Origin of the sequence: Micromonospora orduensis (genome assembly GCF_006228125.1) — a bacterium.
GTDB lineage: Bacteria > Actinomycetota > Actinomycetes > Mycobacteriales > Micromonosporaceae > Micromonospora > Micromonospora orduensis.
The window spans coordinates 1-891 of sequence record NZ_VDFY01000006.1; the positions used below are offsets into that span (position 1 = coordinate 1).

Annotated in this window: 1 protein-coding gene; it reads left to right on the plus strand. The window is 74.9% G+C overall.

From position 1 onward, the window contains the following. Positions 1-104 precede the first annotated feature (104 nt). A complete protein-coding gene (locus FHG89_RS00030) occupies positions 105-731 on the plus strand; it encodes a DUF3159 domain-containing protein (protein WP_341874228.1) in 627 nt (208 codons plus the stop codon). The last annotated feature ends 160 nt before the right edge of the window (positions 732-891 follow it).

Here is an 891-nt window from a genome sequence, read left to right on the forward strand (position 1 = left end):
GAGGTGAGGGGGTGGCGGTGGGCGACACACCGGAGCGCGACGCGGGCCAGGTCGAACGCGGCTATCAGCGGCCGGTCGGTGACGGGCCGGCGCGGGCCGAGTCGCTGGCGGACCTGCTGGGCGGCCGGGCCGGGGCCGTCGACGCCACGCTGCCGCCGCTGGCGTTCGCCGCGGGTTGGCTGCTCGGCGGCGAGTCGTTGTGGGCCGGGGTGGGCGCGGCGCTGGCCGTCGGCGCGATCGTGGCCGGTGTACGGCTGCGTCGGGGTGACCGACCGCGCTCGGTGCTGATCGGCCTTCTGGCGGTCTGCGTCGCGGCGCTGATCGCGGTGCGGACGGGCCGGGCGGAGAACTTCTTTCTCATCCAGTTGCTGTCCAACGCCGCGAGCGCGCTGGTGTGGACGGTGAGCATCGTGGTGCGGTGGCCGCTGCTCGGGGTGCTGGTCGGCGCGGTGCTCGGTCAGCGGGCCCGGTGGCGGCGCGACCCGGCGCTGCTGCGCGGGTACGGCCGGGCCAGTTGGGTGTGGACGGCGACGTACGTGCTGCGGGTGGCGGTGTTCGTGCCGCTGTACCTGGGTGGGCAGGTCCTCGGTCTGGTGGTGGCGCGGGTGGCGCTGACGTGGCCGCTGGTCGCGGCGGCGCTCGCGGTGAGCTGGGTGGTGCTTCGCCGGTCGTTGCCGGCCGGGCATCCCGGGCTGCGGCATCCGGTCACCGGTGAGCACGCCGGCGGGTGAGCCGGGCGCCGGGCCGGGGACAAAAAGTGGAGAGGCCGCCACGGGGGGAGCGGCCTCTCCGGTGACGTACGTTACTCCGTCACGGTCGTTGGTGTGATCCCGCCAGGGCCCGAATTTCTGGGCTTTTTCGCGGCTTCCTCCAGTCCGGGCGGGTGGGGTG